The sequence below is a fragment of the Pokkaliibacter sp. CJK22405 genome (assembly GCF_046614695.1).
In the GTDB taxonomy this organism is placed as follows: domain Bacteria; phylum Pseudomonadota; class Gammaproteobacteria; order Pseudomonadales; family Balneatricaceae; genus Pokkaliibacter.
The window spans coordinates 143,223-168,383 of record NZ_JBKKHQ010000016.1 but is presented as its reverse complement, the minus strand read 5'-3'; the positions used below and the strand labels follow the sequence as shown (position 1 = coordinate 168,383).

Below are 25,161 nucleotides of genomic sequence, written 5' to 3'. Positions count from 1 at the left end.
CTCTGGCACAGTGGGCGTTCATTTTCGGACACCTCGCGGTCACCCATGTCTGCATCCCCTGCTGCCCCGGTACTTGTCACCGGCGGCAATGGCTTTATTGCCAGCCATCTACTGGTCGCTTTGTTAAAAAGCGGTCTCACTGTCCATACCACTGTTCGTAACGCTGCGCGCGCTCAAAGCCTGCTTGGCGCACTGCACGATGAAGGCATCGACACCACTGACCTGCGGATTTTCGAGGCAGAACTACTCAGTGATGCCGGCTGGGATGACGCCGTCGCCGGCTGCGAACAGGTCTATCACACCGCTTCACCCTTGCCCGTTTCCAGCCCGGCGGACGCCGATGAGCTGATTCGTCCGGCGCGGGAAGGCACCCTTCGCGTGCTGGAGGCCTGCCAGCGTGCGCGTGTAAAACGCGTGGTGCTCACTTCCTCCTTTGCCGCGATCGGTTACGGCAACCCGGAGTTTGAAGGCTGTCTGGATGAGTCCCACTGGACCAATCCGGGCTCCAGCGATGTGCTGCCCTATATCGCCTCAAAAACCCTGGCCGAAAAGGCCGCCTGGGAATTTATCCGTTCAGCGCCTTATGCCCCGGAAATGGCAACAGTGAACCCGGTGGTGGTACTCGGCCCCAGCATCGGCAGCCACTTCTCTGCCTCGCAGGAAGTCATTCGCATGATGATTCGTGGCGCGATTCCGGGCTGCCCGGATATCAGCATGGGGCTGGTGGACGTGAGGGATGTGGTCGATCTGCACCTGAAAGCCATGAAAACACCGGAAGCCTCAGGTCAGCGCTATCTGGCAGTCGCGGAGGATCAGGTGTCCATTGCCCGAATGGCCAGGATTCTGCGTCAGGGTTTAGGCAAGCGTGCCTGTAAAGTGCCGCGTCTGCCGTTACCCAGCCTGCTGATTCGCGCAGCCGCGTTGGTGGTGCCAAAGCTTCGGGACATTACCCCGCATCTGGGACAGCACAAGTCAGTCGCCTCGATCAAGGCCCGGCAGATGCTGGGCTGGGAGCCGCGTCCGGTGGAAGAAACGGTGCTGGCGACGGCCATGAGCCTGCTGCGCAGCGAAGGCTGATTCAGGCTCGCCATCGCCGAGGAGATAACCCTGGGCTAGAGATTCGGCAGTTTTTCCGCCAGCAGGCGGCCTGCCTTGGCTTTATCCTCCGTAGAAGAAGGCGAGTACACCACCATCCCCAGCTCCGGCTGGCCATCGACGCTGAATGAGGCGTAGTCAAAACAGAGTGAACCGAGCTCCGGGTGGCAGATCAGCTTCTGCCCCTGACCGTAAGCCCGTACATCGGTTTGCGCCCATAGATGGCGGAACTCCTCGCTGCTTTCGCTGAGTTCTGCGATCAGCGCCTGTGCATCGGCGCGGGCGCCGGACTGGGCAATTTCCCGGCGAAAGGTTTCCACTGCCATTTGCGCCACCGCTTCCCAGTTCAGCATTCGCGCTCGCGCAGGGCCTATGAAAATCATCCGCAGCACATTACGGTCACGCACCGGGAGCTGTTCATAATCTGTCAGCAGCACGCGTGCCGCCTTGTTCCAACCCACCACGTCCCAAAGCGCGGTTTTGATAATGACCGCATTGGGCGAAAGCGCCTCCAGCATCTTCTGCAGGGCCTCAGTAATGGCGCCCGGCCCCTGAAAGCTCACCTCCGGTGGCCGATTCAGCGCCAGCAAAAACAGGTGTTCACGCTCAACTTCAGTGAGCCGCAAAGCACGGGAAAGACGCTCCACCACCTCGCCAGAGGGTGCTCCACCGCGGCCCTGCTCAAGCCAGGTGTACCAGGTCGGGCTGACACAGGCGAGCTGGGCGACTTCTTCCCGGCGCAAACCCGGAGTCCGGCGTCGCCCGACCACGAAACCAAAGTCTCGGGGGTCAAGGCGCTCGCGTCGCGCTTTCAGGTACTGACCAAGCAGGTTCGACGGCTGAGTGACGTCAGCCTCATCAGGGAGCTCTGCCAGCTGCGTTACTGTCGCCGCCGTATGGGATTCATTCAGTGAATGCATGGTTGACTCCTTCGCGCATCTCATGGGCGCGGGTAACAGCGCTCCAGTGTGCCTGACTTCGACGAACTTAGCCTGTTAGTGCCTATACCCTGATAACCTCACGGCTTTTTGTCTGGCGCCACCCTCTTAGGATAGCAAGGGTACAGAGTCTCTTTCCTAACGCAGGAGAAATGCCATGAAGGTTTTTGTTACTGGCGCCACCGGATTTATCGGCAGCCTAGTGGTTACCGAGCTGCGGCAGCGCGGCCATGAGGTGATGGGGCTGGCCCGCAGTGATACCTCAGCGGCGGCCCTCAGGCAGCAGGGCGTTGAGGTGGTTTACGGCAGCCTTGAGGATACCGAGATCCTCGCCACGGCGGCCCGCGCCTGTGACGGTGTGATTCACACCGCTTTTATCCACGACTTCTCCAATTTTGCCCACAGCGTTGCGGTCGACCGGGCCGCCGTGCAAGCCATGGGTGAAGCGCTGAAAGGCAGCCACAAACCCTTTGTGATTGCCTCCGGCACCGCCATGCTTTCCTATCAGGGCCGTCCGGCACTGGAGAGTGATCGCATGAAAGCGGAGGACTTCCCCCGTGCGCCGACCGAGCTGTATCTGCTGGATCTGGCCGAACAGGGAGTGCGCAGCAGTTCGGTGCGCCTGCCACCTTCGGTACACGATGCGACGGCTCACGGCTTCATCCCCTCGCTGATTGAGATTGCCCGCAAGCGTGGCGTTGCAGGTTATATCGGTAGCGGCGAGAACTGCTGGCCAGCGGTTCACCGCAAGGATGCCGCCAAGGTGTTCTGTCTGGCACTGGAAAAAGGCCAGCCCGGTACGGCCTATCATGCGGTCGCCGATGAAGGCATCCCGACCAAAGAACTGGCAAGCCTGATGGGCGCTCACCTGTCCTTGCCGGTGGTCTCTGTGCCCGCCGAAAAAGCTGCCGAACACTTTGACTGGCTGGGGCATTTCTTCGCCATGCATAACCCGGCCTCCAGCGCCTTTACTCGTGAAACGCTGGGCTGGGAGCCGGTGGAATACAGCCTGCGCAACGGCCTGACGCGAGATGACTACTACCCGGAGAAAGGCACGCTGGCCCTGTCAGACTGAGTGATAACCAGCTTTAGCGCATCCAGCGGTGAGCAGTGAACCGTTCGGGGTGAAATGTGAGCGGTGAATCGTGCACGGCGAAGAGCAAACCACTCATAAAAAACGGCGCCTCAAGGCGCCGTTTCTGTTGCTATCAATCCATAATCATGGCGATAAGCGGTGCTCAGTTATCCCATTGCGGGCCAAAGTCCGGGTTCACCAGACGCTGGTTTTTGGGTAACTGGTTCAGCCGTGCCATCTGGTCGGCGGTCAGTTCGATATGCTGGGCAGCGAAGTTTGCGGCAATCCCTTCACGACGACTGGATTTCGGAATCGCCATCACGCCGTCCTGACACAACAGCCAGGCCAGGGCGATCTGCGCGGCGGAGGCATTCTGCTCCTTGGCGATGTCGGACAGCACCTCATGCTCTGCCAGCCGCCCCTGCGCCAGCGGGCAATACGCCGTCACCGGAATATTGAACTGGCTGAGATAGTTACGCACCGGGCTTTGGTCCAGCAACACGTGATACTCGATCTGGTTGCAGACCAGCGGTACTTCCAGCTCTTCGACCACGGTTTTTAGCAAAGGCACCGGAAAGTTACACACGCCGATACCGCGAATGCGCTCTTCTTCCTTCAGGTATTTCAGCGTGGTGAAGACCTTCTCCATGTCCATCTCCGGATTAGGCCAGTGCACCATGTAAAGATCGACATAGTCCGTCTGCAACTTGCTCAGGCTGTTATCCAGCGCACGGCGAATGGCCGGGGCAGTCAGGTGGTCATGCCAGACTTTTGTGGTCAGGTGAAACTCTTCACGAGCCATGCCACTGGCCTTGATGCCCGCACCCACGCCTTCTTCGTTGTCGTACATTTCGGCGGTATCAAGATGGCGATAACCCAGCTCCAGCGCAGTTTCCACGGCCTGCTGGCATTCCTCGCCCTTGAGTCGCCAGGTACCGAAGCCAAGACGGGGAATGGTCAGTCCCTGACTGGTTAATGTTTTCATTACCGCTCTCCTTATCTGTCTGCGCCCCGAGCATCACTCACGGGCAGAGAAGTCACTGAAACTGGGTTGCCGCACCAGGGTAGCTTTCACCTGCCGCAGCGAAGTGGCCGGTCACGAGGTAAAAAGGCCTAAAAACCGGTGGGCTTTAATAAGCAAAGTGTTAAGTAGTAGCGCCTGATCCGGTGGATGGCAAAGCAACACTGGGTCGCAAGGCACTACTTAATATGGCTACTTAATATGGCTACTTAATATGGCTACTTAATATGGCTAGTTAGTAAGGCTAGTAAGGCACTACGCCACTGCCCATACGTCGACAAGCCATCTTTTATAGGGCTTAAGCGGCAGCAATCAACATCACCCACAGCACTTCAGTAATCACCACACAAGTGCTCAGAAACAAAACGCCCCGCGAATCAGGCGGGGCGCTCAGGCAGCAATGGACTAAGCCAGGGCTCAGATCTCGCTGATGATCTGCTCGACCGGCAGGCGGGATTTGGGCAGCGCCGCATTGAAGTCAGCATCATCGCGGTAACCCAGTGCAACGATAACGACAGAAGTCAGACCCTTGTCGCGCAGACCCAGAGCTTCATCCAGCAGCGCTGGTTCAAAACCTTCGATGGGCGTCGCATCCAGATCCAGATTCGCCGCTGCCGTCAGCAGGGAACCGGCTGCCAGATAGACCTGCTTCTCCATCCAGTGCTGGGTATCTTTCATGGTATAGCGGTGCAGGTTCACATAATGACTGCGCGCACCGTGCTGACGTGCCACCGCCGCCTCATCCGGCAGACGACCATCGGCTTTTTCCTGCGCCAGAACAGCCTGCAGGTGTTCTTCGTCCATGGAAGTACGAGCGCAAAACACCACCACATGGGAAGCGTTCAGAATTTTTTCGGTGTTATAGCCGTAGGCAGGCGCCGGGCATCCTTTGGCGATCAGCGCTTTGCCTTCTTCGCTGCCGGAAAGCACAAAATGCCAGGGCTGGGAGTTAACGGAGGAAGGGCTCAGATGCAGCAGGGTTTTCAGCTCATCGATAACTTCAGCCGAGATCTTGCGGCTGGCATCGAAGGCCTTGGTGGTGTAGCGGCGCTTGGCATTGGCAGCAAAAGACATGGTAACTCCTGTGGTTCGGACCGCTGACGGGCGGCGGCACCCGGTATCATAGTATTCTGCTTGCGAAGCCGTCTGTCCGTCTGAAGCCTTGTCATGATGAACTTCGCAAGTTGGCGCTGTCATCCCGGACAGCTGGCCTGCCCATTCTCAGGATGGAGAATCAGGCGGCCAACACTATCCGCCGCCCGTCCTCTGGCGTCAATCGTCGAGGGCAACTTGCCTGATCAAGTCACTATTGGCGTTACTCTTGTCGATACTCACAGCGTCACTCTGCGTCCTTAACTGCCTTTCCTGCGGCTTGCGTCGACCAAAAGTCTTATTACGCCCCACGCATTCACATTTCTTGCACGCATGCTACTCTTCAATGGCAACTCTGTATTTTATATTTCAGCCTGAAATAGAGAGTCAGATAGCTGCTCATTAGTAATAGCCGTTTCTCTGGAGATGCTTTATGTCCCTTCGCTCGATCAGTGTAGGCCTGCGTACCGCCTTAAGCTTTGGGTTCTTCTTTGTGGTGCTGCTGGGGGTTGGTCTCTATAGCATCAGCCAGCTGGCCAACATGCAGGACAACGCAGACAGTCTGGAGAACAACTGGCTTGCCAGTATCACCGCCCTTGGCAGCATCAGCGATGACATCGCCACGGTTCGCGTGAACACCCTGCGCATTGTGACATCGAAGGAGCCTAAGGAGCGCGAAGGCTTCCGCCAGCGTATTGCCGATGCCCGCAATCAGCTCGCCACCGACCTTGATCACTACACTGAACTGGTCAGCTCAGAGCAGGAAAAAGCCCTGCTTAAGCAATTTCTGAATGCTCGTGCGGTCTATGTCGAGAATCAGGCGCAAGTCACTGATGCAGCGATGGCCGACCGTGCACAGAACGAAGAAGATATTGATGCCATGAATCAGGCCGCCAGTACGATGGCGCAAAGTTTGATGGAGCTGAAAAAAGTTAACCTGCAAGGTGCTGCGGATGCTGCAGAAGATGCCCGCAATGACTACCGCAGCTCCCGTAACTCCCTTGTCACTATTCTGGTAATTATGGCGCTGATCTCCGTGGTGATTTCAGTGCTGACAATTCGCAGCATCAAGGCCCCGCTGGCCAAGGCACTGAATGTTGCTCAGCGCATTGCCAAAGGGGAGCTGAACGTGGCGATCAACCCTGAAGGCAAGGATGAACTCACCGAGCTGCTCACCGCCCTTAGCAATATGCAGCAGTCCCTGCGCCGTATTGTGGAGAAAATTCAGCATGCCAGCGCAGCGCTGGCTACCGATGCCCGCCAGATTAATGAGGCGGCCCGCAGCAACTCGGCCACCATCGAGCATCAGAATAACCAGATTCATCTGGCGGCGACGGCAGTCAACGAGCTGACCGCCGCCATTGAGGATGTCGCCAACAACGCCACCTCAACCTCGGAAGCCTCACAGAAATCGGCTCGCTCCGTGGAGTCTGGCCTGTCCGTCGTCAGCTCCACTAAAGATGCGATCGAGGCACTTTCCATCGGCATTACCAACACCTCAGGACAGATTAACCAGCTGTCCGACAATGCCCTGCGCATCAGCAGCGTACTGGATGTGATTCGTGCGGTGTCCGAGCAGACCAACCTGCTGGCACTGAACGCAGCCATTGAAGCGGCCCGTGCCGGGGATCAGGGCCGTGGCTTTGCGGTAGTCGCCGATGAGGTGCGCTCACTGGCCCAGCGTACCCAGCAGTCAGCGCAGGAAATTGAAAGCATGATTGTGGATGTCCAGACCGGTGCCAACAGTGCCGTCAGCGCGATGGAAAACAGCCTGAACAGTACCCGCAGCTCCGTGGAAGCCTCGGAAAAAGCCAATCAGGCGCTGGCCGATATCATGGATTCCGTTAACTACATCACCGAGCGTAACCTGCTGATCGCCAGCGCCTCGGAAGAGCAGTCTCAGGTCGCCAAAGAAGTGGATATGAACCTGACGCGCATTAATGATCTGGCGCAGGAGTCCGCCGTCGCCTTCCAGCAGGCCAGCCGCTCTTCAGAGCAACTGCTGGGTATCGCCCAGTCACTGGAGAAGGAAGTGTCCGTCTTCCGCCTCTGAGGCTGCAAGAATCTACAAGCCTGTTCCGCAAAAAGCCCTGATCCTTACGCAGGGCTTTTTTAATGGCAGAAACGGCGTGCTTTCGCCTTGCTCCTGCGACGTTGCCCCTCATAATAGAAAAACATCCCTTCATCTGCGGAGCTTGAGCTTATGGCCCAGCGCCCCCCTGCCTCTCAGGACGTCGTCCGTTATCAGCCGGTTTCCCAGATTCCGGGGCTGATTCTTGGCGAAGCGCTGCTGCAGGAGTTCGAGTTCGAGCCTCATTACCATCTGGAAATGCATATCGGCCTGGTAACGCAGGGCGTGCAGAGCCAGTTCATTCGTGGTGAGGCGACCTTGCTCGGCCCGGGCAAGATTACCGTGATGCCCCCCGGTGAGATTCACGATGGCCGCCATCACCAGCCTCAGGCGCATTTACTGCGCACCTTTCGGCTCGCCCCGGAACTGCTGGATCAGTTAAGTGAAGAGCTGCAGGTGCGCATCCACCTGGCCGATGTTGCGCCTGAGCTGCTGGATGAGCAGGCACTGAGCACTGAGCTTTCTGACCTGCACTCGGTGATGATGCTTGGTGATCAGCTGTCAGGCATTGTTCAGGAAGGTCGCTGGCTTGCCGGCATGGCAAGGCTGTTTGGCGTCTCGACCCGGGAAGATACCGAGTCCGATGCCCTAAGCCATCCACAATGGCAACAGGTACGCGATTATTGCTATGCCCATCTGCACGAGAAAATCACTCTCGATCAGCTGGCGGCACTTTGTGACCTGAGTCGTTATCAGTTCCTGCGCCGCTTTCAGCAATCCACCGGCATGACACCCCACGGCTGGCTGATTCGCCTGCGGCTTGAACATGCCTGCCTGCTACTCATGCGCAAAGACAGCATCATTGCCGATGTTGCCGCCGCCGTTGGCTTTTACGACCAGAGTCACTTTAACCGTGCCTTCCGGCAGGCTTATGGCGTTGCCCCCTCACGTTTTGCTCAGCTCAGTTAATCACTGCCGCTCAAAAGTCTTTCTCTGGCAGGAAAGTTTGCATTTGTTATTTTCCTGCGATTTAGCGTTATTTATTTGCACTTTTCAGCCATTTATAAGAAATATTAGCTTCTTTTAAACAACGCTGTTATCTGTCCATTTTTGACATAAACCCTCGTTCGTTTAATTGAGCTGATACAGGTCATGGCATAAAGTTTCAATTCATGACCAGCAGGCTGTTGTGTGTGCCTGACCTATCAGTGGCTCTCCTCCCTGCTGTGAGGGACCTCCGTTTTTCGGGGGCAATGTTGTATTTCTCACTCTGGAGTCAACCATGTCCACCCAAACTCCCAGCCAGATTACGGAGTCGGTAATTCAGGCCGGCGTTCGTAAAAGCTCTTTCGACACCCTGACCCTGCTGATCCTCGGCTTTATGGCCGGTGCGTTCATCGCCATGGGTTTCCTGCTCGACATCCGTGTCACTGCACAGCTTCCTCATGAATGGGCCGGTTTCGGCAACTTTCTGGGCGCTGCAGTATTCCCTGTGGGCCTGATCCTGACCGTTCTGGCCGGTGGTGAACTGCTGACCGGTAACATGATGTACATGGCAACCGCACTGTTCTCCCGCAAAATTGGTGTGGCTGCGCTGGTTCGCAACTGGATCATCGTCACCATCGCCAACTTTATTGGTGCGGTCTTTATTGCTTACTTCTTCGGCCATTATCTGGGTCTGGCAGAAGGTGCCTTCCTGGCGAAAAGCGTTGCCGTAGCCAAAGCCAAAGTTAACGCAGACTTCATGCACGCCTTTGTCTCCGGTATCGGCTGTAACTGGCTGGTTTGTCTGGGCATCTGGCTGGGTCTGTCCAGCAAGGAAGTGGTAGGCAAGATTCTGGGCATGTGGTTCCCGGTGATGGCGTTCGTTGCCATGGGCTTCCAGCACGTGGTTGCTAACATGTTCATCGTGCCACTGGGTATCTTCGTTGGTGAAGTGACCTGGGCTCAGTACTTCGGCAATGCGATTCCCGTCTTCCTCGGTAACGTGGTTGGCGGCGCAGTGTTCGTAGGTATTCCTTACACCCTGGCACTGCTTCGCAAGCAGGATTCCAGCGCAGCAACTCAGGAAAGCGCCTCTGTTGCACCTTCCAAAGCCGCCTGATTTCACGCCTTTAGCGGATAGCCTGCCCTGCGGGTTATCCCATAAAAAAGCCCGGTGCCACTAAAGCCCGGGCTTTTTTTATATCCCCATTTCTCGGCGTTATTCGCGGGAGTTAATATCCCGTTGCACGCGCTTAAGATGCCCTTCCACATAAAATGCGGCGCCCTCTTCATCCCCTGAGATGATGGACTCATAAATCAGCCGGTGTTCAGCCACATACAGCTGGATACGCGCCGGATCGTAAATGCCATCATCGCGCAGACGATTCCACAGGGGCTGCGCCATGCTCTTTTCCACCTCATCGGCGATCTTGACGATAAGGGCATCCTCCGTCATCAGTGCCAGTTGCCGGTGAAACAGGCGATCGCATTCATTCCATAGCGCCTGCTGCTTCTCATCGGTGATATCGGTGATGCTTGCCATCTGGTCAAGATAGCTCTCGACCATCGCGTCTTTCTTGCCGCGACGGGCGGCCAGCCGGGCAATGGCAGGCTCAATCAACAGCCTGACTTCCAACGTACTGTTAGGGCTGAAATCCGCCTCACGAGGCTCGGCCTCCTGGACAGGTCTGGCTTCAACCTGCTCAGCCACATAGGTGCCGGAACCGTGGCGAGTGACAACAATACCTTCATTCTGCAAGGCGCCAATGGCCTCACGCACCGCCGGACGGCTGACTTTCAGCCGCTGGGCCAGATCCCGCTCGGAGGGTAAACGGCTACCTGCCTTATAAGTGCCGTTAAGAATGCCGGCGCGAATCTGGTCGGCAACCTGCTCATAGATCTGTTTGGCGCGAAAATCCGATTGCATCACTCTGGTCCTTTGATTTGACCACTTGGATCAGTCCTTATAGAGATTGGTCATCAACGCCAACGGCATCGCCTGTCACGCACGATTAGTGACCACTTTGGGTCAATATCGCACCACTCTGGTTAGCAAGCAAACCAAAAACCCGGAAACACCCAGCGTCTTTACGCCTTGCCAACGCATCAATGGCCATATATAAACCAATTTTGGATTGGAAAATAAACCAATTTCCCAAACTGGCACGCTTATCGCTAGAGAAAACCCATAACACCTGACCCCAAGGTGGTTATTTCAAAAACCAGTTTGCCCGATTGGGCACGAGGAGTGCTGTGATGTTTAAATCCACGAAGGTCCGTTCCCACGTGAAAATGATCCTGGCAACCGCCGCACTTTCAGGTGCGATGAGCCCGGTCTGGGCGGATCAACTGGCGGATGTTAAGGCCAGCGGCAAAATGGTCTGTGGTGTTCTTGGCGCCTTCGAACCCTTTGGCTTTACCGACATCAGCACTCGCACTCTGGAAGGCTATGACGTCGACTTCTGTAAGGCGATCGCCAAACACCTGGGGGTGCAGGCCGAAGTGAAAGCGGTGTCTGTTGAAGCACGTATTCCTGAGCTGCAGCAAGGCCGTATGGATCTCTTGGCAGCGGGCCTCGGTTACTCCGCCAAGCGCGCTGAACAAGTGGATTACACCTACGGCTATTACATCAGCGACCACAAGCTGACCGTTAAGAAAGCCCGTAACTTCAAAACCGCCACGGATCTCTCCGGTAAACGCGTGAGCTTTACCAAAGGCGGCATCACCGAGGGTTTCGTGAAGAAGTCAGTGCCCGGTGCTGAACTGGTCGGCTATGAAGACACGCCCACCGCCTTTACGGCGCTGGTACAGAACAAGGTAGCCGCCTTCAGCGTGCCTGAAGTGGTGGCTCACCGCCTGATCAACAAGCTTGGCCCACAGAGTTCACAGTATGAGCTGCTGGAGCCTGCGGTCGGCCAGGAAGTCTGGGGGCTTGGCGTGCGTAAAGGTGAAACCGCCATGCTGGATGCCGTGAATGGTGCCCTGAAAGATATGGAAGCCTCGGGTGAAGCCCAGCAGATTTTTGATAAATGGCTGGGCAAGGATTCCGCCTTCAACATGAAGCGCGCCTTCACCATCAAGCCGATTACCGAGTAACACGGCAATAACTGCGGTGGCTGTCTGGCCATCGCAGTGCTTTAGCATGATTGAGCAAGAGGAAAAGGCATGGCATTGCTGCACGACTATGGTCCGGCCCTGCTACAGGGGCTGTTGATCACCCTGCTGCTCTCGGTGAGTAGCTGGATTGCCGCCTTTGTGATCAGTCTGGCACTGACGATGCTTCGCATGACCCGCATTCGGGTACTGGAGTTTCTGGTGCTGGCCTTTATTGAATACCAGCGCAACGTCCCGCCGCTGGTGCATCTTTTTATCTGGTACTTCGGTGTCAGCAGCCTGCTGGCTTTCGATATGCAGGACTGGATCAACGCCCACAACGGCGAGTTTATTTTCGCGGTGATCGCCATTGGCCTCTACTACGGCGCCTACTTTGCCGAGGATATTCGAAGCGGCATGCGCAGTATTCCCCGCGGCCAGTATGAAGCCGCACGCGCCATTGGCCTCAGTTACGCAGGCACCCTGCGCCGGGTGATTCTGCCTCAGGCACTGCGGGTGGCGATTCCGCCCATGGTCAGCGGCTCGGTCATGCTGGTGAAAACCTCCAGCCTGGCCATGGTGATCGGCGTGATGGAGCTTACCTACGTCACCAAAGACATCGCCAGCGATACCTTTCAGATTTTCGAAGCCTACGGCATCAGTACCGCCATGTATGTGGTCGTCGCCCTGTGCATTTTGTTTTTCGGCAGCTGGTTGAGCCAGCGTCTGCAGATCAAGGGGCGCTAAGATGCTGGATATCATTCATGACTACTGGCTGCTGTTTCTGGTCGGCGCTTATCCCCATGGCCCGCTGGGCGGCATTGCGGCCACCCTGTTGCTGTCCGTCATCGGTATTGGTGTGGCGCTGCCGCTGAGTATTCTGCTGGCACTGGCACAGCTCAGCCCCTTTAAGGCGATTCGTTATCCGGCGACGCTGATTCGCTTTGTGATCCGCAGCATTCCGCTGGTCATGCTGATCTTCGGCGCTTATTTCATTGTGCCGATGATCATCGGGCGGCCGATTGCCGGCTTTACATCAATGGCTGTGACGCTGGTGATATTTGAGTCGGTCTATCTGGCGGAGATCGTTCGCGCGGGGATTCTGGCCCTGCCCAAAGGCCAGACGGAAGCCGCCGCCGCACTCGGCATGGGTTACTGGACCCGTACCCGCCGCATCATTCTGCCGCAGGCGCTGGCCAACATGCTGCCAAGCATGGTCGGGCAGTTCGTGACCACCATCAAGGACACCTCACTGGGCTATGTCATTGGTGTGAATGAACTGACCTACGCCGCCAATCAGGTCAACAGCAGCCTGCTGACCCAACCCTTCGCCGTCTTTATGGTGCTGTCGCTGGCCTACTTTGTGATCTGCTTTGCCCTGACCCAGAGCGTCCGGGTGATCGAGAAACGCCTTGAACGTCGTAACTCGCCGCAAAGTTCTGCCAACAAAAGTACCGCTAACAAAAACTCAGCCCCACAACCTATCGCGGGAGCGCACTGATATGTCAGCGACCTCATCCACACCCCAGAACGCTCAGGACACCATGATCCGGCTCAGTGGCGTCGAGAAATGGTATGGCGATCATCACGTGCTGACCAACGTCAGCGCCGACGTCAAACGCGGGCAAGTGGTGGTGCTGTGCGGCCCTTCAGGCTCGGGCAAGTCGACCCTGATTCGCACCATGAATCACCTTGAGCCCATTAATGAAGGTTCCATCATCGTTAACGGTGAGAACGTTCATGCCAGGGGCATCAACATCAACCGCCTGCGCAGCCACATTGGTTTTGTGTTCCAGCAGTTCAACCTCTTTCCGCATCTGTCGGTGCTGGAGAATGTGACCTGTGGCCCCTTGTGGGTCAACAAGGCCGATGCCCGCGAGACCCGCGCACTGGCCCATGAACTACTGGAAAAAGTCGGCCTGGCCCACAAAGCCGAGGCCTACCCGAACCAGCTTTCCGGCGGCCAGCAGCAGCGTGTTGCCATCGCCCGGGCATTGGCGATGAAGCCACCGGTGATGCTGTTTGATGAACCGACCAGCGCCCTTGATCCGGAAATGGTGGGCGAAGTACTGTCGGTCATGAAAGCCCTCGCCAGCGAAGGCATGACTATGGTGTGCGTTACCCATGAAATGAAATTTGCCCGCGATGTCTCGGACGAGGTCTGGTTTATGGACCAGGGGCAGCTGCTTGAAGTGGCTGATCCTGAGGCCTTCTTTACCGCACCAAACCATCCACGGGCGCAGAAATTCCTGTCGGACATTCATGCGGGCTAAGCCCCTGAAGCCACAGCACAACGTCAACTGATCAACACAACAAGATTCAGCCAGTCAACGGAGCCTTCAATGAGCAGCACTTCTACCCCACAGCACGATGATCTTCTGATCGCCTGTGACCGCGCCCGCACCGCCGAACTGCTGGACTTCCATCAGCTGGTCGATGCCATCGCTGATGCCGCTCTGGAGCTTGAAGCCGGCAGGATTTTAAGCCCCGAGCGCATGGTTGTACCCATGGGCAATGGTGGAGTCATGCTCAGCATGCCCGCCACGGCGCACGATATTGGTATTCACAAACTGGTGAATGTTCACCCCGGTAATGCCGATTTTGATCTGCCCACCATCCACAGCTCTGTGACCGTCTGCGATGCCGTGACCGGTAAAATCCAGTGCCTGCTGGATGGCCCGGAAGTCACCGGCCGCCGCACAGCGGGAGTCACCCTGCTGGCCATGCGCACCGCCCTGAGCGAAGCGCCAAAGCACATCGTGATGTACGGCACCGGCGTGCAGGCGCGTTATCACGTGCAGGCCATCAATGCCTTCTATCCGAAAGCGACACTCTGGGTTGCCGGGCGTACGCTGGAATCCTCTCAGGCATTCTGCAAGCGCTATCAGCATCTGCACGGACATCTTAAAGCCTGCGGTCAGGAACTTCCCGAGCAGGCCGAGGTCATTATTCTTGTTACCACCAGCACCACGCCTCTTTACAACCTGCCCGCGCAGGAAGGTCGACTGGTGATTGGTGTCGGCGCATTCAAGCCGGAAATGGCCGAGATTGGCGCCGACACACTGGCAGGCAGCACCCTGATTGCGGATGACCCCGCCGGTGCGCGCCATGAAGCGGGCGACCTGATTCAGGCCGGTATCGACTGGACGCAGGTACATTCTCTGGCTGCTATGCTTAAGGGGACGACACCCACCCAGCAGCCTCTGGTGTTCAAAAGCGTGGGCACCGCTGCCTGGGATCTCGCTGCCGCCCGAACCGCTCTTAAGTCACTGCATCTGACGGACTGAAGCCGTTATGAAAATCCAACGCATCGCCGTGTGGCAGTTTTCCCGAAAGCTGGATGGTAAAGCCTGGAATCCGGCCTTTCGCTGGACGGAACGCCGCGCCCCCCTGCTGATGATTGAGCTGGACGACGGCATTGTCGGACTGGGCGAGGCCTGGTCCGGCTACTACGGCGTCGATGGCATACTGCAAACCCTGAGCGACGAGATTGCCCCGGCGCTGCTGGGCTGCGAAGTGAATTCGCCCAGGGAGATCGCCCCTCTGATCTGCCGCCTGCAAACCGAGCTTCGCACCCGCGAGCGCTCAGCGGCCTGGAGCGCAGTGGACATCGCCCTGTGGGATGCGTTTGGACAGTTACACCAGCAACCACTCTGGCAGCTGCTGGGTGGCACACGGGCCAGTGCGCCGGTGTACGCCAGCGGTGGCCTGTACCGGGATGATTACTCCCTGAGTGATCTTCGCGATGAAGCCCGAAGCTATATCGATCAGGGCTTTACCGGCATGAAAATGAAAATTGCCGGGGAAGGCCGCGCTCTGGATCTTGAACGTGTGGCAGCGGTACGTGAAGGCCTTGGCGAGTCGTCGATGTTATGGGTCGATGCGGTGAATCAGCTGACGCTCAGCTCCGCCCAGGATCTGTGGAAACGCCTTGCGGCCTTTGAAGTCAGCGCCATGCAGTCACCCCTACCGGCCCACTATCTCGAAGCAATGGCAGAGCTTAATCAGAGCGGTGTGAAGGTTATTGCCTCGGAAGCCGAGTTTCAGCCCGCGATATTCAGTGAGCTACTGAACACCAATGCGGTCAGTTATCTGCAGTTCTGCCTACCGCTGATCGGCGGTATCTCCGGCGCACTGGAGTTGGACGCACTGGCGGCCGACAAGGGCATCCGCACGACGCCCCAATGCTTCTCCACGGCGGTGGTTCAGGCAGCCACGCTGCACTTTAGCGCCGCCAGCAGCAATGTGGTGTCGGCGGAATACCACTGCTACCACGATCACCTGAAAGAGCTCTATCTGGGCGAGCTTGGCTCGGTCAGCCAGGGCATGGCACACCTCAGTAACGCCCCCGGCCTGGGCCTGGCGCTACCGAAGCTCGGCAAACAGCCTGATGGCAGTGACATCACGTTGATGTCCGAGGTGTTTTAAGCCTGCGCGCTAAATGCCATCTATAAAAAACGCCCCGGGAAGACTCTCCTGCGGGGCGTTTTTTATCACACTGCTCGCGACCTAGCGCAGCGCCTTGCTAGCACCTTCGATAAAGGCATCGACATCAGCTTCTGTGGTGGCGAACGACGTCACCATGCGCACAACACCCGGCTCCCAGCGTCCGGTGTAAAAACCGTAGCCTTCGGATTGCAGGTTCTGAATCAGTGTCCGTGGGAAACGGAAGAACAGGATATTGGCATCACTGCGCCCCACGGCTTCCACGCCGGGTAAACCACTCAGCCCTTTGGCCAGTCGCGCTGCCATGGCATTGGCATGAGTGGCATTGCGCATCCACAGGCCATTGCTCAGGTAGGCATTCATCTGCGCGGAAAGCAGACGCATCTTGGAGAACAGATGACCACTGCGCTTACGGCGAAAACCCATTTCCTGCGCGTATTTCTTATCGAACATGATCACCGCTTCAGCGCCCAGCACACCGTTTTTGGTGGCACCAAAACTCAGTGCGGTGACGCCGGCTTTCCAGGTCATCTCTGCCGGAGTACAGCCCAGCGCCGCCAGTGCATTGGCAAAGCGGGCGCCATCCATATGCAGGGGCACCTGGGCTTCTTTACACAGAGCGCCGATGGTCTGGATTTCTTCCAGACGATAAACGCTGCCGGTTTCCGTTACCTGCGTGATCGACACCGCCAGCGGCTGTGCGGAATGCACATCGCCTTTTTTATGGCTTAGCTGTTCCACCAGACGCGAAGGGTTGAGCTTGCCGTTATCCCCTGAAACCTCGATCAGACGGGCACCGCCGGTGAAAAACTCAGGCGCGGTGTTTTCATCGTTATTAATGTGGCTTTCAGGGTGGCAAAGAATCGCACCCCAGGGAGGCGTCAGCGTACTCAGCGCCAGACAGTTGGCAGCGGTGCCTGTTGGCACCAGAAAGGCGCTCAGTTCACACTCAAAAATTTCCGCCAGCTGCTGCTCGACGCGCTCGGTCAGTGGGTCATTGCCATAGGGCACCGCACTGCCTGCCGAGGACTCAACAATGGCGTTCAGCACTTCCATGGAAGCCCCCGCCACATTGTCACTGTGAAAGGCAGGACGCAGAGAAGAACTCATGAGGGTAACTCCTTGGTTTAAATCGCATTAACACCAGTGTGACGTCCTTGTCAGCGCCTGACTTGTAGAATATTGCAGCGCCGTTAATGATCGAGTTCATCCTCCGGCAAATGCTTAAGATGAATACTGCGGGCGATGCGGATACAGGGGCGGATGACCAGCTGGACACTGCCAATCACGAAGAGCCAGACGCCGATAGTCTGGATTTCACCCTCATAGAAAAAGCAGAAACTGCCAATCACAAACCAGATGCCGATCATCAGGTCATTGAGGGTGCTCAGGAACAGGTAACGACGATGGATAATGATTTCGTCGTGACCGAAGGTGAAGATAAAGTCCCCTGAGTCATGCAGGGTACGTTTCATGACAAACTCCTTTGTCAGACAGCGAATGAACTCGTATTAGCGAAGCGAGCCGTCTCAGCCTTTTATCCGTACACGAAGACCACTGCAGAGCGCCGAACCCAGCGCCAGCAGAATACCGAGATACAGCGCGTAACTCGCCCCATGGATGCCATCCACCAACAGGCATAAGGCGGCCACACCGGCACCGAGCGTCTGGCCGATCAAACGGGACGAGGCCACCATGCCACTGGCGGCACTGCGCCGGTGAGCGGGCGTCGATGCAATCATGGCGCGCTGATTAGGTGACTGAAACAGCGAAAAGCCCATGCCGCCGAGCAGCATCAGCATCAAGGTCAGTACCAGCTCATCGGGCCAGCCGCTGAAGATGCCAAGCACCAGTGCAATCAGCACAAAACCGGCGGCGCCCATCGGCCCGGGATGAAACTTGTCAGCAGCCCGCCCCACAATCGGCGCCATTAGTGCGACCGCCACAGACCAGGGCGTCAGCGCCAGACCAATCTGCAATGAGCTGTAATTCAGCAGATGAGCGAAGAAAAAGGGCAGGGAGACAAAGATCGTCGCCTGAGTGGCAAAGGCAAATACCGCCGTGAGGCAGGATAAACGAAACATCGGCAGGCGCAGCAAATCCACCGGCAATACCGGAAAATCCCGGCCACGCTCCACTCGCCAGAGCAGGAAACCAGCCAGCACCGCCACGATCACCACCAGTGCCAGCCACTGGCTGATCTGCCCCTGAGACACCAGCACTGCCGCCAGACTGGTGCCCATCACCAACAGGAAACACAGCAGGGACGCCAGTGGGCGAAAGCTGCCGGGATGCTGCTTTGAGGCGGGTAAGAATTTAAGACAACCCAGCAGCGCCAATCCCCCGATGGGCAGATTGATCAAAAACAGCCAGCGCCAGCCAGCAAAAGTCAGCAGCAGCGCGGATACCACCGGCCCTGCCGCAAAGGCGATTCCGACGGTCAGGGCATTCCAGCCAATCCCCTGCCCCAGCCGGTTCATCGGGAAAAGCTGCGCCAGCATGGCCGCATTCACCGCCATCACTGCACTGGCTCCCAACCCCTGGGCAAAGCGGGCAATCACCAGCCCGGTAAAATCCGAGGCAGTTGCGCAAAACAGCGAACACAGAAGAAAGACCGCCAGCCCGCCAATGTAGACACGTCGATTGCCCAGTCGCGCGCCTAGCGCCGCAAAGGGCAGAATCGATGCCGCCGAGGCGACCTGATAGGCACTCACCACCCAGACCGAGTTCGCCGAGGATACCTCCAGTTCGCGGCTGAGCGCCGGCAACGCCACATTAGCAATGGAGACATCCATCACCACCAGAAAGACACTGAGCAATACCGAGCCGACGGCCCACCATTCAATACCGTTGGCGGGCTGATCTGCAGCCGGTGTCGCTTGTTGTGGTGATGACATGATTCGTCCCCGGGAATGGCCAGCCTGCACCAAGGCAAGACCGGCGAAGGATAGCGGGCAAAAAGACACAAAAGCCGGTGACACATGACTGCATCACCGGCGTCAGGCTACTCAGAAACTCTCGTGATCAACCACGAGACTGAGCCTGCGGGATTAGCCCAGATAGTTTTTGAAGAAGCTGTGAGTCATTTCACCAGCCATGGCGGAAGCCTGTGGGTGGAACGACGCACGAAGATCGCAGTTAAAGCCGTGATCCGCACCGGGATGCACATGCACGGAAACATCATCACGACCGGCAAAAGCTTCTTCCAGCTTCACGGCTGTTTCCAGCGGCACGTGATCATCCACTTCACCAAAATGGAAGATCATCGGGTTCTTGATGCTGCTGGCCAGCTCCATGCGGTTAAGGATACCGCCGCCGTAGTAGGAGGCTGCGGCATCAAAGGAGCCTGTCGCTGCCGCCATAAAGGACAGCAGACCGCCGAAGCAGTAGCCAACAATGCCGCACTTGCCATTACCCGGCAACGTGGCCTGAATGTGAGCGCGCAGGGCGACGATATCCGCCACGACTTTTTCAGGCTCGGTCGCCTGCAGCAGGCTGATAGCGCGCTGATAATCCTCGCCTTCATAGCTCAGGCTGACCTTGCGGGTTTCACGCCAGAAAATATCAGGGGCATAAACGTTAAAACCCATGGCCGCATAACGCTGAGCGACATCCTGAATATGACGGTTCACACCGAAGATTTCCTGTACCACCACCAGTGAAGGCGCATCAGGCTTGTCGCTCAGGGCCACAAACACATCCATCTGGCCATCAGCCACCTGCACCTGTTTCCACTCACCACTCATGTCACATCTCTCCTGTGGGAAATTATCGTCATTGCGTTCGGGGAGGCGGGTCGTTGTGCAACCCGACTCAAGATCATTGTTGTGCCTGCCACAGCCAGGGAACTCAAGCCCAGGTGATCACAGAATGCGTTATCGCCAGAGAGCAACTCACCGCCAACTGCGGACAGACCAATATCAATCCACGTTATCACGGCGATAGCGATGGCTGGCAGCAACAGTCTGGCCACGCAGTATTTTCCACAGTTTTCGGGATTACGCAGGGATTGTGACAATGCAATAACAGCGGCTAACAACCCGGCCAAGCAGCGCTCAGGGTAACGCAAAAACGAAAACGCCGATCAGGAAACCCAACCGGCGTTCGTAAACGGCCTTTTTAAGAGTGCATCAAAAAGCCGGTTCGTGAATTTCTGCTTCGGCATTCAGGCTGAAGGTGTAGTCCACCTCAATGGAGGGATGCAGCATCAGACAGACATGGCAGTATTTATCCAGCGCATTACGAATGGCCTGATCGACCTGTTCCGTACTGATGTTTTCACCGCTGATCACAAAGTTCAGGGTGATGGTTTTATAGAGGCAAGGCGGTGTATCGGTACGGGTAAAAGTCACCCGGTTAGTCAGGGATGCCAGCATGGCACCTGCATCACACAACTGCATGACGACATCCGTTGCAGAGCATGACCCCAGCGCAGAGAGCAGCACCTCCGTTGGGCACGGTGCGCTGATGTTGTCCGCATCAATCGAGAAGTGGAACTGATTTTCGGTCGAAACCTCAAATTCGCAGTTCTGTTTCCAGGTCACATCGATGGCCATATGCATTACCACCTAAAGATAAACTTTTCGCCATATTACACAGAATCACTGCATTGGCGATGCTTTGAACAACAGAACCCAAGGGAACGGCGTAAAGACGACATCACATGACGGAAAAAGACATGTTAAAGGCCTATTTCCTCATTAACTGCGTACTTTTCGCGAATTATGCCTGCCCTAACGGCCACTTTCGTGTAATCCACAGGCCAGCTAGCGACACACCAGGGACTCACGACCATCATGGGTCTGGTATTGGGTATGCCAGTCCTGGGGGTCATTGAGGCAAAGGTAACGAAGACCAATGGCATCATGTCGCTTGCCAAAGCGCCGGGCCAGCACAATGAGCACATCGCAATGCGGCGGCCAGGCCAGTTGCTCGATAATCTGATTACCCAGCGCCAGCTCATAGGCCAGTATCAGATTCAGCGACTCCGAAATGAACAGGGTCTGAGCTTCAATCAGGCCTTCATGAACAGATGATGATTCCATGGCGTCATTCACTCTTCAGGTCACTGGGCATCAGCAATGAGGCCGTGCCCCATGCCTGCAGACCCTGAGTGGAACCGGGAGCTGTCACCAGCGTAAATCGCATCAGCACGGGCGCATCCGGCCCATGCCATTCATAGGTCACCCGATGCTGAGGCACCGCTCCCTGAGCGGCTTCGTCTGCACTGGGCACCAGGTCTTCATCCTTGAGGGTTTTAGCGGTCAGAGGGTCCGGGGCAACCGCCAGATGTTTGGCGAAAAAGGCGCTAACAGCAGTGGTATCGACAGCCCTTCCTGCCACCGAGCACTCCTTACGAAGCTTCGGCACCACCACCACGAAGTCGCCATTGGCATCATGAACCGGCCAGGCATCACCGGGCTGGCCTTGCAGCAGCAACATCGCCTGCTCAGGCGCGAGCTGAGGCACAGGTGCCATCATGTCGCGAAGGCTGTCCAGATCGTAGAGATATTTAAGGCAGAATTTGGCGTAGAGGCTATTGAAGGTTCTGGCCTGAAGCACTGACTCGGGCTCACCTTCAGTCAGCGCATCTTCTGCCTGAACGACAGGAGCCATGCCCCATGAGGCGAAGGTCAGCACACTAAACGCAGCCCAGCGTTGCACAATGGGTGTCATGATAGTTCTCCCCCTCGTTCCCTGTCATTGAGCAAACATCCGTGATGCTGGCGGGAGAGTGAGGAATGAGCCTAAGGAAAATCCTTATCTCTCGGGCAAGCCAATCCATCATTGAGCAAGCAAAAAGAAAGGGCAATCACTGTTTGACGACAAACGGCGCTTTATCCCCCCTGATCACGACAATCTCAAGAATAAGCCTCAAACGAGAGAGTAATACGCCTGTAAGGTGCATATAAACACACCTTAACACTGCGAACTCCTGCGGGCAGTTCAGTTAAACGCGGAGTAAAGCAGCGAACCCAGCAGGCATACCAATGTAACCCACAGCAGAATAATCACGGCAGCGGCGATCAGTCCGGCTTTCTTCAGACCGGAAAGCCCCGAACTGGCGCGTTGGCGACATTCCGCCATCACCTCTTCAGGCACCATTTTCAGGGCCAGACGAATCCCCCAGGGAAGAATGATCAGATCATCCAGCCAACCCAGAATGGGAATCACATCCGGTATGAGGTCAATGGGGCTGACGGCGTAAGCCACGATAGCCGCCACCAGCAGCTTGGCGGCCAGCGGCGTGCGTGGATCTTTCACCGCCAGAAAGAGTGCAAAGGTTTCAGCTTTCAGTAACGTTGCCGTTCGGCGCAATTTGGCCAGCACGTTAAATCTCCTGTTATAAGTCAGGCAAAGAGAAGGTCTTAAACCAGCCTGGTATCACTTACAGGTGGAGGCGCACTCCCTAATCAACAAGGAAAAAAGCGTGTGAATGCGTTGCAGCGCGGCGTTACTGATACTTCACGCCGTTAAGCTCGAGCCAGCCATTGGTGTGTCGGCCCTGAGGATCATGATGGGTCCAGTGCACGACACCGCCTTTGTCATTCCACTCATACTCACCGTAAAAAGCGACCTGATCGCCTTCCTTAAGCCCATTGAGCCGCGAGGCAAGATCTATATTGTGCGCAATCAACAGCGTCTGACCGGTAGCGAGTCGCAGAATAAAACGCTGGTGACGACTGCCTTTGGTGTCATCAGGCAGGATGCGGGTCACCACGCCCTGCCCTTGTACCTGCACATTGCTCTGCTGCCGTGCATAGGCCTCAGTAATGGCCTGCTCGGTGGCGACAGCAGGTGCTGCCGTCGCCGTTTCCGGCGCCAGAAAGGGAGCGGCCAGCTTCTTCCAGCCTCCGGAGGCAAGAAACCCGATAATGACTCCGGCGATAATCCAGCGGGATAAATTCATCGACTACTGATTCCTGACAAGGTGATTTGCATAAGGCCTGAGGCAAGGCTGTTTCTGATGAAAGCGTTCATAGCGAAATCCATCAGGCCAATTTTTTCAGATAGTTATGGGCTGTTTTCTGGCGGATAAAACCCAGCGACTCATAAAAGGGATGCGAGGCTTCCCGCTGAATGTTGGAGCGCACCACAAGACGGTCCAGCCCGCTATCGGCGGTCCATTGCTGCGCCGCTTGTACCAGTGCCTCACCGATACCCAACCGACGGTGCTGATCAGAAACCACCAGCCCGGTGATTTCCGCTTTAAAGCCCGTCTCCAGTGACAGGCGTTTTTCCACCACGATCCAGCCACAGACCTCCTCCTGCCGCACCGCCACATACACCCCGTAGCGTCCGGGCTCAAGACCAAGCACGGCCAGCCACTGGCGAGTCTGGGCCACACTGGCGCCATAGCCCAGCTGCGCTGTCAGCCTCTGAATCGCCGTTGCATCAGCTTCACGGGCAAGACGAATACTCAGGCTCATGGCAGCTCCTCCAGCAGGGCTTTCAGGGTGACCAGATCGGCCTCCACCGCCGCCCGGTCGCGGGCAAAGTCAGCATCACTCATGCCGGGCTGGCGAAACAGGGTAAAACTGAATTCGCTGTAACGGGGGTCCGGCCCAAAGGGCACGACACGCATGGGATTCATGAAGCGCTGACCGTCTGCCAGCGTGACTTCATGATCCAGCACGCCAAGCGTATTCTTCGCACAGAAAGCGACTTCGACGCTGCCAAGCGGTGATGCCATCGCCCAGCGGTCCGGCGCAATTTCACTGACCTCGGAGCTGGCCAGTCCCGCCGCCCACAGGGGCAAATGACGAGCGTCACGCACAAAGGCGTAGACCTTTTCAGCCGTGCACTGAAGGGTGATTCCCAGATGAAGCGCGTCAGACATAGGTGGCTCCGGGATAACGGGCATGAACGGGTGAGACAAGGCAGCTAATAACAGAGAGAAACGAATAGCTCCCACCATCCAGCACCCTAGCACAGCCATAACGAAAAAACCCCGCCGAAGCGGGGCCGAGCAATAGCTCAAACTGCCGGAGGCCGTCGCCTCCTGTTACCTACCAAAGCCACTCAGTGTTCGAGTCTGTGCAGCCCGGCGGGCATTCCTTATGGCATGCCGAGGAAGTTGGGCAGTGCCAGAGAAACCGCAGGGACATAGGTCACAATCATCAGGAAGCCCAGCAGCAGCATCAGCCAGGGCAGTGCCGCACGAATGGTGGCTCCCAGAGACATTCCCGTCACCGCCGAGGTCACGAACAAATTCAGACCGACAGGTGGCGTGATCAGGCCAATTTCCATGTTCACCACCATGATCACACCCAGATGAATCGGGTCGATACCTAGCTGGATAGCAATCGGGAACAGGATTGGCGCCAGAATCAGGATAATGGCTGACGGCTCCATAAAGTTACCGGCAATCAATAGCACGATGTTGACGATCAGCAGGAACATCCAGGGTGACAACCCAAGGCCGGAGACCCAGGCAGCAATGGTCTGAGGAATTTGTTCGGTGGTCAGTACATGAGCAAAGAGCATGGCGTTGGCGATGATGAACATCAGCATGATGGTCAGCTTGCCCGCTTCCAGCAGCACCTTCGGACACTCTTTGAAACCCATGTCTTTATAGACGAATAGCGCAATAAAACCTGAATACACTGCAGCAACGGCCGCCGCTTCTGTCGGGGTAAACATCCCGGAGTAGATACCACCAAGGATGATCACCATCAGCAGTAAGCCCCAGAAGGCTTTGCGGGCAGTGGTTAGCCACTCGCGCATGGAGACACGTGGCATCGCTGGCAGATTCTTCTTCACCGCGACGATATAGATAGCCACCATCAGCACCAAACCTAAAAGCAGGCCCGGTACCACACCAGCCATAAAAAGCTTGCCCACGGAGGTTTCCGTTGCGGCGGCGTATACCACCATAACGATAGAAGGCGGTATCAGAATACCCAGCGTACCGGCATTACAGACGATACCTGCGCCAAATTCCTGAGGGTAACCTGAGCGCACCATCCCGGCGATGGCGATAGAGCCCACCGCTGCGACCGTCGCCGGAGAGGAGCCAGACAGAGCGGCAAACAGCATGCAGGCCAATACCGCAGCAATCGCCAGACCACCACGGATATGACCGACACAGGCATTGGCGAAATCAATCAAACGACGCGCCACACCGCCCGTGGTCATAAAGGCACCGGCCAACAGGAAGAAAGGTATCGCCAGCAGCGTGTAGTGTTCGGAGGTTTCAAACAGCTTGATCGCCAGGCCACTTACGGAATCCTGACTGAACATCAGGATAGTCAAAGCGCCAGACAGACCTAAAGAGATAGCGATAGGTACACCAATCAGCATCAGGCCAAAAAGAACAAAAAACAGGAAAAGAATAGTCATCTGA

At 56.7% G+C, this 25,161-nt stretch carries 28 protein-coding genes; 12 read left to right on the top strand and 16 right to left on the bottom strand.

Annotation, left to right across the window (positions count from 1 at the left end; translation table 11 throughout):
• Positions 1–45 precede the first annotated feature (45 nt).
• Entirely contained in the window at positions 46–1,077 is a 1,032-nt protein-coding gene (locus ACKC9G_RS12700; RefSeq protein ID WP_411405910.1) for an SDR family oxidoreductase, read from the top strand.
• A gap of 35 nt (positions 1,078–1,112) precedes the next feature.
• Here ACKC9G_RS12700 and ACKC9G_RS12695 read toward each other — a convergent pair whose 3' ends face one another.
• Positions 1,113–2,015, bottom strand: coding sequence for a helix-turn-helix transcriptional regulator (locus tag ACKC9G_RS12695; RefSeq protein WP_411405908.1), 903 nt, complete (start codon positions 2,013–2,015; stop codon positions 1,113–1,115).
• Between the two features lie 175 nt (positions 2,016–2,190).
• Between ACKC9G_RS12695 and ACKC9G_RS12690 the strand changes: the two genes are divergently transcribed.
• Positions 2,191–3,108, top strand: coding sequence for an SDR family oxidoreductase (locus ACKC9G_RS12690; protein ID WP_411405906.1), 918 nt, complete (start codon positions 2,191–2,193; stop codon positions 3,106–3,108).
• A 163-nt stretch (positions 3,109–3,271) separates the two neighbouring features.
• Here the strand turns inward: ACKC9G_RS12690 and ACKC9G_RS12685 are convergent, their stop codons facing one another.
• Positions 3,272–4,093 carry an aldo/keto reductase gene (locus ACKC9G_RS12685; RefSeq protein WP_411405904.1) on the bottom strand — a complete coding sequence of 274 codons (822 nt, stop codon included), beginning with the start codon at positions 4,091–4,093 and terminating at the stop codon, positions 3,272–3,274.
• 453 nt (positions 4,094–4,546) lie between these two features.
• A complete protein-coding gene (nfsB, locus tag ACKC9G_RS12680; protein WP_411405902.1) occupies positions 4,547–5,203 on the bottom strand; it encodes an oxygen-insensitive NAD(P)H nitroreductase in 657 nt (218 codons plus the stop codon).
• Between the two features lie 451 nt (positions 5,204–5,654).
• Here nfsB and ACKC9G_RS12675 point away from each other — a divergent pair, with 451 nt between their 5' ends.
• The 3 genes from ACKC9G_RS12675 to ACKC9G_RS12665 all read left to right on the top strand — a co-directional run bounded on the left by ACKC9G_RS12675 (position 5,655) and on the right by ACKC9G_RS12665 (position 9,396).
• The gene (locus ACKC9G_RS12675) at positions 5,655–7,274 is read left to right on the top strand and encodes a methyl-accepting chemotaxis protein (RefSeq protein WP_411405900.1); all 1,620 of its coding nucleotides are present in this window, start codon (positions 5,655–5,657) and stop codon (positions 7,272–7,274) included.
• Positions 7,275–7,424: 150 nt separating this feature from the next.
• Positions 7,425–8,261 carry an AraC family transcriptional regulator gene (locus ACKC9G_RS12670; RefSeq protein ID WP_411405898.1) on the top strand — a complete coding sequence of 279 codons (837 nt, stop codon included), beginning with the start codon at positions 7,425–7,427 and terminating at the stop codon, positions 8,259–8,261.
• A gap of 313 nt (positions 8,262–8,574) precedes the next feature.
• Positions 8,575–9,396: a formate/nitrite transporter family protein gene (locus tag ACKC9G_RS12665; protein WP_411405896.1), complete on the top strand. Its 822-nt coding sequence runs from the start codon at positions 8,575–8,577 to the stop codon at positions 9,394–9,396.
• Between the two features lie 99 nt (positions 9,397–9,495).
• On the opposite strand, the gene ACKC9G_RS12660 is transcribed toward ACKC9G_RS12665, so the two are convergent.
• Positions 9,496–10,203, bottom strand: a complete 708-nt coding sequence (locus ACKC9G_RS12660; protein ID WP_411405894.1) for a FadR/GntR family transcriptional regulator — start codon at positions 10,201–10,203, stop codon at positions 9,496–9,498.
• Positions 10,204–10,532: 329 nt separating this feature from the next.
• On the opposite strand from ACKC9G_RS12660, the gene ACKC9G_RS12655 reads away from it, so the two are divergent.
• From ACKC9G_RS12655 to ACKC9G_RS12630, 6 genes are all read left to right on the top strand, one after another.
• On the top strand, positions 10,533–11,372 hold the full coding sequence (locus ACKC9G_RS12655; protein ID WP_411405892.1) for a transporter substrate-binding domain-containing protein: 840 nt from the start codon (positions 10,533–10,535) through the stop codon (positions 11,370–11,372).
• Between the two features lie 69 nt (positions 11,373–11,441).
• A complete protein-coding gene (locus ACKC9G_RS12650; protein WP_411405890.1) occupies positions 11,442–12,116 on the top strand; it encodes an amino acid ABC transporter permease in 675 nt (224 codons plus the stop codon).
• A gap of 1 nt (position 12,117) precedes the next feature.
• Positions 12,118–12,870 (top strand): amino acid ABC transporter permease, encoded by a 753-nt coding sequence (locus ACKC9G_RS12645; RefSeq protein WP_411405888.1) that lies wholly within the window; start codon positions 12,118–12,120, stop codon positions 12,868–12,870.
• Position 12,871: 1 nt separating this feature from the next.
• Complete coding sequence (locus ACKC9G_RS12640; protein WP_411405886.1) at positions 12,872–13,642, top strand: amino acid ABC transporter ATP-binding protein; 771 nt, start codon at positions 12,872–12,874, stop codon at positions 13,640–13,642.
• A 69-nt stretch (positions 13,643–13,711) separates the two neighbouring features.
• On the top strand, positions 13,712–14,656 hold the full coding sequence (gene lhpI / locus ACKC9G_RS12635; RefSeq protein WP_411405884.1) for a bifunctional Delta(1)-pyrroline-2-carboxylate/Delta(1)-piperideine-2-carboxylate reductase: 945 nt from the start codon (positions 13,712–13,714) through the stop codon (positions 14,654–14,656).
• A 7-nt stretch (positions 14,657–14,663) separates the two neighbouring features.
• A complete protein-coding gene (locus tag ACKC9G_RS12630; protein ID WP_411405882.1) occupies positions 14,664–15,797 on the top strand; it encodes a mandelate racemase/muconate lactonizing enzyme family protein in 1,134 nt (377 codons plus the stop codon).
• Positions 15,798–15,878: 81 nt separating this feature from the next.
• On the opposite strand, the gene ACKC9G_RS12625 is transcribed toward ACKC9G_RS12630, so the two are convergent.
• From ACKC9G_RS12625 to ACKC9G_RS12610, 4 genes are all read right to left on the bottom strand, one after another.
• Positions 15,879–16,925 (bottom strand): threonine aldolase family protein, encoded by a 1,047-nt coding sequence (locus ACKC9G_RS12625; protein WP_411405880.1) that lies wholly within the window; start codon positions 16,923–16,925, stop codon positions 15,879–15,881.
• 83 nt (positions 16,926–17,008) lie between these two features.
• The gene (locus tag ACKC9G_RS12620; RefSeq protein ID WP_411405878.1) at positions 17,009–17,290 is read right to left on the bottom strand and encodes a YrhK family protein; all 282 of its coding nucleotides are present in this window, start codon (positions 17,288–17,290) and stop codon (positions 17,009–17,011) included.
• A 54-nt stretch (positions 17,291–17,344) separates the two neighbouring features.
• On the bottom strand, positions 17,345–18,712 hold the full coding sequence (locus ACKC9G_RS12615; protein WP_411405876.1) for an MFS transporter: 1,368 nt from the start codon (positions 18,710–18,712) through the stop codon (positions 17,345–17,347).
• A gap of 153 nt (positions 18,713–18,865) precedes the next feature.
• Positions 18,866–19,561, bottom strand: coding sequence for a dienelactone hydrolase family protein (locus ACKC9G_RS12610; RefSeq protein ID WP_411405874.1), 696 nt, complete (start codon positions 19,559–19,561; stop codon positions 18,866–18,868).
• 113 nt (positions 19,562–19,674) lie between these two features.
• On the opposite strand from ACKC9G_RS12610, the gene ACKC9G_RS12605 reads away from it, so the two are divergent.
• The gene (locus ACKC9G_RS12605) at positions 19,675–19,830 is read left to right on the top strand and encodes a hypothetical protein (RefSeq protein ID WP_411405872.1); all 156 of its coding nucleotides are present in this window, start codon (positions 19,675–19,677) and stop codon (positions 19,828–19,830) included.
• Positions 19,831–19,945: 115 nt separating this feature from the next.
• Here the strand turns inward: ACKC9G_RS12605 and ACKC9G_RS12600 are convergent, their stop codons facing one another.
• From ACKC9G_RS12600 to dctM, 8 genes are all read right to left on the bottom strand, one after another.
• The gene (locus ACKC9G_RS12600) at positions 19,946–20,371 is read right to left on the bottom strand and encodes an OsmC family protein (RefSeq protein WP_411405870.1); all 426 of its coding nucleotides are present in this window, start codon (positions 20,369–20,371) and stop codon (positions 19,946–19,948) included.
• A gap of 210 nt (positions 20,372–20,581) precedes the next feature.
• Entirely contained in the window at positions 20,582–20,860 is a 279-nt protein-coding gene (locus ACKC9G_RS12595) for a hypothetical protein (protein WP_411405868.1), read from the bottom strand.
• Between the two features lie 4 nt (positions 20,861–20,864).
• Positions 20,865–21,491 carry an NMCC_0638 family (lipo)protein gene (locus tag ACKC9G_RS12590; RefSeq protein ID WP_411405866.1) on the bottom strand — a complete coding sequence of 209 codons (627 nt, stop codon included), beginning with the start codon at positions 21,489–21,491 and terminating at the stop codon, positions 20,865–20,867.
• A gap of 270 nt (positions 21,492–21,761) precedes the next feature.
• Positions 21,762–22,145, bottom strand: coding sequence for a YkvA family protein (locus ACKC9G_RS12585; protein ID WP_411405864.1), 384 nt, complete (start codon positions 22,143–22,145; stop codon positions 21,762–21,764).
• Between the two features lie 124 nt (positions 22,146–22,269).
• Positions 22,270–22,725 carry a DUF3465 domain-containing protein gene (locus tag ACKC9G_RS12580; protein ID WP_411405862.1) on the bottom strand — a complete coding sequence of 152 codons (456 nt, stop codon included), beginning with the start codon at positions 22,723–22,725 and terminating at the stop codon, positions 22,270–22,272.
• A gap of 82 nt (positions 22,726–22,807) precedes the next feature.
• Positions 22,808–23,245 (bottom strand): GNAT family N-acetyltransferase, encoded by a 438-nt coding sequence (locus ACKC9G_RS12575; RefSeq protein WP_411405860.1) that lies wholly within the window; start codon positions 23,243–23,245, stop codon positions 22,808–22,810.
• Positions 23,242–23,655 (bottom strand): SRPBCC family protein, encoded by a 414-nt coding sequence (locus ACKC9G_RS12570; RefSeq protein WP_411405858.1) that lies wholly within the window; start codon positions 23,653–23,655, stop codon positions 23,242–23,244. The genes ACKC9G_RS12575 and ACKC9G_RS12570 overlap by 4 nt, the downstream gene beginning before the upstream one ends.
• 218 nt (positions 23,656–23,873) lie before the next feature.
• Entirely contained in the window at positions 23,874–25,157 is a 1,284-nt protein-coding gene (gene dctM, locus ACKC9G_RS12565; protein ID WP_411405856.1) for a C4-dicarboxylate TRAP transporter large permease protein DctM, read from the bottom strand.
• Between the last annotated feature and the right edge of the window lie 4 nt (positions 25,158–25,161).